4 protein-coding genes are annotated in these 5,499 nt (G+C 55.4%); all 4 read left to right on the top strand.

The genetic code is table 11. The features are described from left to right. Positions 1-137 precede the first annotated feature (137 nt). Positions 138-1,370, top strand: a complete 1,233-nt coding sequence (locus tag ACODTJ_RS28880; RefSeq protein ID WP_488851642.1) for a hypothetical protein — start codon at positions 138-140, stop codon at positions 1,368-1,370. Beyond that, positions 1,367-2,926 (top strand): site-specific integrase, encoded by a 1,560-nt coding sequence (locus ACODTJ_RS28875; protein WP_488851640.1) that lies wholly within the window; start codon positions 1,367-1,369, stop codon positions 2,924-2,926. Before ACODTJ_RS28880 ends, ACODTJ_RS28875 begins: the two co-directional genes overlap by 4 nt. Continuing rightward, complete coding sequence (locus tag ACODTJ_RS28870) at positions 2,923-5,238, top strand: hypothetical protein (RefSeq protein ID WP_488851638.1); 2,316 nt, start codon at positions 2,923-2,925, stop codon at positions 5,236-5,238. Before ACODTJ_RS28875 ends, ACODTJ_RS28870 begins: the two co-directional genes overlap by 4 nt. Further along, positions 5,235-5,499: hypothetical protein (locus ACODTJ_RS28865; protein ID WP_488851636.1), on the top strand; the 265-nt coding region annotated here is incomplete at its 3' end. The genes ACODTJ_RS28870 and ACODTJ_RS28865, both read left to right, overlap by 4 nt.

Raw genomic sequence — 5,499 nt, 5'->3', positions numbered from 1 at the left:
CGAAGGCGAGGTACTTTCAAAACTGGTGCGAAGCGACGAGTCTCTGATAGTACTGGGAGCGCTATCAGGAACTTATCCCCTGTCGCTTTGGTGCGCGCGCTTGTGGCCTTTAAGAGCTGCCCGCTACCTTTCCCTTTATGGGCATCCGCAACCTCAACTCGGACTTCGTCCCGGCGTCATTAAGACGCCCCGTCGCGGTCGCGACTTCCGGCGTTCCGAGATTCTGGTCCGCGGTCTATGAGGTCACCTCGCTTGCGCATCTCCGGAACAACACCACCCGGATGCATCTTCATGCAATCGATGCGTTCTATCAGCACGTCGAGGACATTCACGGCGCCGACGTCTTAGACGATATCCTTCACCAGGCAGACGCGGACCGTCTTTCAACGTCGTTGGAGGGCTTTTTCATCAAGCTGAGGAACTCAGCCGTTCAGACCGGTTCGGATCACCGTGACCGGTGGGCGACCGTATCGAGTTTCGTCGAGACCATCGTCAAGCGCGTATCGGAAGCGGAGGAATCTCACAGAAGCATTCACAGACGGATCCAGAGGCTTAGTGCCAGGCTTTCAAATCTTCGCCCAAACCCTAAAGCCCCCAACCCCAGCACAATCCGCGCTTTGCCGTCGACCGTCTTGCGTGAAATCTACGCAATCTTCGATCCGGCGTCCTCCAACAATCCATTCCGTGGTGAGAGCCGCCGGTGGCGAAATCACTGCCTTTTGCTCGCATTCCTCCATCAAGGCCTTCGCCGAGGTGAGGCTTTGCTTTTGCCCGCCGATGCCATCAAGAGCGGCATCGATGATCAGACCTTGAAGCCGCGACACTGGATCAATGTTCAGAACCTCTTCGCCGAGGAAGACCCTCGCTTTTGCGATGCGCCTTCGATCAAGAATGACCACAGCGTGAGGCAGGTTCCTGTATCTCCGGATGTCGCCCGCCGCTTCCAGCATTTCTATGAGAATCATCGAGGAAAATCCCCCTACCCCCATTTTTTTCTCAATTCCAGCGGAGTACCACTCGGCTCCCGAAGCGTTAGTAAGATCATGTCGAGCGCATCAAGCGCGCTGTCTCACACTTCTCGACAGCATCTCCTGGACGCGATGCGCGAACCAAAGGTCACGGCTCATGACTTACGGCACACATGCGCCGTCGTAAGGCTCTATCATTTTCGATCTGCCGGAATTTCGGAAGAGGCAGCCTTACAGAAACTGCGGGCGTTCTTCGGATGGACCTACGATTCAGTTATGCCGCGACTCTACGCTCGGGCGTACTGGGAACGGCATGTTGCACAAGTATGGAATGATGATTTCGATTCCCATGTGAACGCAATTCGCGCCATCGAGCCTAGCATTGACCAAGTGCGGATATGAACTATTTTGAAACTAGCCCAAATTCAAAGCCATCTGATAGCGTCGAAATCTTTAATTCCGTCGCTGAAGAATTGGGCCCGTTGCCAAAAATAGCTCGCTATTATGATGAATATAACGAGAAGACGAAATCTATAGATACAAGTGAGAAGCGCTGGATTATCGACTGCGGCGGAAGAAAAGCGACGTTGCCGTACTCAAATCTCAGTGCGCAATTGGAGATTTTATTAAAGCATTTTACTATCAATAGGCTTCACAAAAATCCCTCTACAGCAGTAAATTACCTCGGGGATTATATCCGCACGATCGCGTATCAGTTGCCTCTTTTGATCATTGCGTGCAAGGCGCCTGAAGATGCTATTTCATATCTAAGAACGGAATTCTTTGCGCTGTCAGGCGTCGTCGGAAGCAGCCAATATTTTACGTCCGCTAAGGCGATGCTCTATTTTTTCTGCGAAGTTGAGATTGCTGGCTGGGGAAAGTCGCATGCGAACATATTGAAATCAATCAACGCGCCATTCGAGCGCTCCAAGTACCGAACGGTTCGCGATGGAGCAGCGATCATCAGCTTCGAGGAGGAGCGCAGAATCATCTCATATTTTGACGATCTGAACGCTGAAATTCTCCGTGGTAGCCCTGCCTCGGTGCAGACGGCGGACCTCCGCGACGCGTGCGTACTGTTCTGGAATTATGCGCACGCCATGCGTCCTATTCAGATCGCCAACCGCGATATCGGCCACGCCAGGCTTCGCACTCAGGATGAGGGAAATCCGGTCATTCATTTGACTTTCAGGTACGCCAAGCAAAGGGGCAAGGCGAAGTCCATGGAGCAAACCCGCAAGATGAAGCGGGACTGGACGCCGATGATGGCCGAGTGGTTGGCGCGACGAGCATTGCTAAATCCCGCCGTCGATTTCGATCGGCCCAATTCCCTATTCGGGGTCTCGCCCTCTGAAATCACTACGATCGTAGCGGAGAAAACTGAGCAGATCACAGGTGTTCGCAGGGTGCCTTATGACCTTCGGCATTCCGCTGCGCAACGGAAGGCGGATGCCGGCTGTTCCCGCGTTGAGTTGGCCGAGTTCCTTATGCACCAGGACATCGAGACAGCTGACGCCTACATCGAGATGAGCCCAACTCAGGCGGAGAAAATCAATCAGGCCCTTGGCCTGTCTCCCCTGTTCCAGGCGATTGATAAGGCGCTGAAAGCGCGCTCCGTCACACTCGACGAACTCAATGATCTGCCGAATGACATGCAGGTTGGCTCCGCTCCTCATGGCCATCTGATCGCGGGAATTGGGGGCTGCGCCATCGGGCAGTCCTTTTGCACAAAGACCCCTGCCCTCGCATGCTACGGCTGCGCCAAGTTTATGTACCTCCGAGATGCCGAGGTGCATCGGGCTGCTCGGGATTCCGTTCAGCAAATCGTCCAGGAGTTTGTCGCGTCCGGCCGCACAGATCGGGTGAGCCCAGCGTTCATGCAGCTGCGCGAGGTGGTGGAAATTATTGATGCCATTGTCGAGGATTTGGATCCGACCATGCCGGAGCAGGCGCGATGAGCGGCGGCGATCGTCCGGCCCAATTTGATCAGTTCATCTCGACCTACCAGCGGGTTGCAAATGCGAATGGCCTTCGCTGGGACATCCCTGTGGGGCCTGACGGTGCTGTGTCGAAGGATGTTCGGTGGGATATCGGTGAAATAACGGGCACACCAAAGCCGCCGGCCTTTTATCTCTCCGACTTTGGTCGGGATCCATCCACCCTCGCCATCTTGAACGCCGAGCGAGCATCTCTCGGCGCCTCCCTTATCAACGATGGTGCAATCAGTCCCGAATGGCGGGAGCTTTTGAAGGCACTGACGGTTCGGGCTCTGTTTGAGAAGAGGAATAGCGCCAAGCATATTCGCCATGGAATCTTACGACCGATACGCGCCTTGGCTACCTGCTGCTATGAGAAAGAGCCGTGGGAACTGAACAGCGAGGACGTAGGTACGGCGCTGTCGATCCTGGGGAAAGCTGACAAAAACGCCAAGCTCCAATCGCTGGTCGAAGCTTTGTTGATCATTCTCGATGACAACGGACTTTCGGCCTTTTGCCCTTTGCTTGGACAGCGATCGAAGAGGCTGAATGCGAGAAAGCGCATGCCGGAGATCCGCACGAAACTCGAAGAGCGGCGGAGGGCAGATCGCCTTCCCCGGGCGCGGGAGTTCTGGGAAATGCTCCGCATTCTCCTCGAGGAACGCCCCACATCCTTCTACGACATGGTCAGGTTCGGCGCCGTGGAGCTTGGCATCCTGATGGGTTTGCGCGTCGAAGAGATAGCGACAATTCCCGTGAAGCCGGTAAGCGTGAAAAAATACGTGGACGTTCGTGGGCAGAGCGCCGCCGTGCGGGGTGGCATTGGCCAGACCATGTTCATCCGTCACTTCTCGGAAAAGCAGGGCCTGAGATCGGCCCGCTCCGTCATCTATGCCGAAACTTCCACCTCGATCCTCCGGATGTTCGAGGATGAGGTGCAAACCGTGCTCGACCGCGTGGAACAAGCAACCGCGCCGTTACGCCAACGTCTCAAGGAGCAAATCACAACCGGCCGCATATTCCCCGAGTATGCTCTCGACGAAATGGTGCCATTGACGGAAATTTACCCTCGCATATCAGGAAACCCGTTTGTCTTTTACGGCCCTAAGAATAATCATCTCGCTAAGAAATACCGTCGGACGCTTGACCCCAAGGTTCTCTTGGAAATCAGGAGCTACCAAGCGCGACTTCAAAGCCAAGGAGCACCGTATAGCGGTGCATTTACCCTATACATGGCACGGAGTGGAAACAGCTGGATTCCTCGTCGCGATATCGCGACTTCCGAATTGCGGCCAGCCAGCAATGCATCGCGTCCACGGTATGGATCCCTCGGCGTCCTGATCTCGGAGTTCGAACAGGCAATCAAGATAAACTTGCCGACGAAGCTCAGCGACACCGAAGGCTTTCCTCTTGAAGGACAGCGAGAACTCGCTGTCCATGAATGCCTCTTTCTGGCTCCAAAGCGCGCCCTCAATGAAGCACGCGGAGATACCGTCTGCGACGTAACACGATATGCCTTCGTCGGTCGCCTGACTTCGCAAGACATCACTGAGGCGTTGGGAAAGGAAAGCGTGGCGGGGCAGAGCTTCTTTGCTAAGTATGGCAAACCGGAAGCGGCATCCTACACGCTCAACTCGCATGCCATGCGACACATGCACAATAACGAGCTGTTTGTTGCTGGCGTCGCTGATACCATCATTACTCATCGCTTTGGCCGGAAATCCGTTGCGCAAAGCCATGAATACGATAGCCGAACGTTGGCCCAGGAATTGACCGACATGGAGTTGCCGCCAGGCACGGCGGACCTTCTTATCGGACCCGCTCGGGATGCCTTTAAGCTCATCGCCTCCAATCGGAGTAGTGGTCGGGTCGTCGACGAGTTTCGCCGGATCCAAAAGGAAGAAGGCGACGAAGCCGCAGTGGTCTATTTGGCTGCCGAGGCCGACGGGATGCAGATCACGCCATATGGCCTTTGCCTGAACTCCTTTGTCGTTGAACCCTGCCCTCGCCACCTCGAATGTTTCGGTGGCTGCAGCCATCTGATGAGGACGGGTTTGCCGGGCGAGACCACACAGCTCCAAAAGCTCGCAGGCCGGTATCAAGCTGTTCTCGCCTCGATCGACAAGCACCCTGGGTCAGACGCAGCGAAATCCAAGGCAAAGGCACAAGCGACCGCCCGACTGGCGGCGATCGAACAGGCCATCGCGACCAAAGCAGGCGACTTCGTCTTCCCCAATGGTGAGGATCTTAGCCGCCCCTTCAAGGAAGTTCGCATGAGCGGCCTAATCGAATGACTGAGATCATCACGCTCGACGAATTGGACGCCCCCGACCCGAAAATTGGCAGTGTTTGCCGTGAACTGATCGCAGCCGACGAGAAGGTCACATTGCGCTCGGTCGCTGTGAAGCTGGGTGTGGCGCACACAACATTGTCACGAGACGCGGAGCGCCGAGATCAAGTCCAAAGAGCCAGGAATTTGCAGAAGCTAGCTGTTACTATCAGGGGAACGCAGCGAGGCCATATCACGAGTTCTGAAAGCCTTCCTCTGGCCCGAG

It is taken from the genome of Allobosea sp. FG18, from assembly GCF_057809495.1.
Note: the sequence above shows the minus strand (reverse complement) of the source record. Positions and strands in the feature narration are given on the sequence as shown.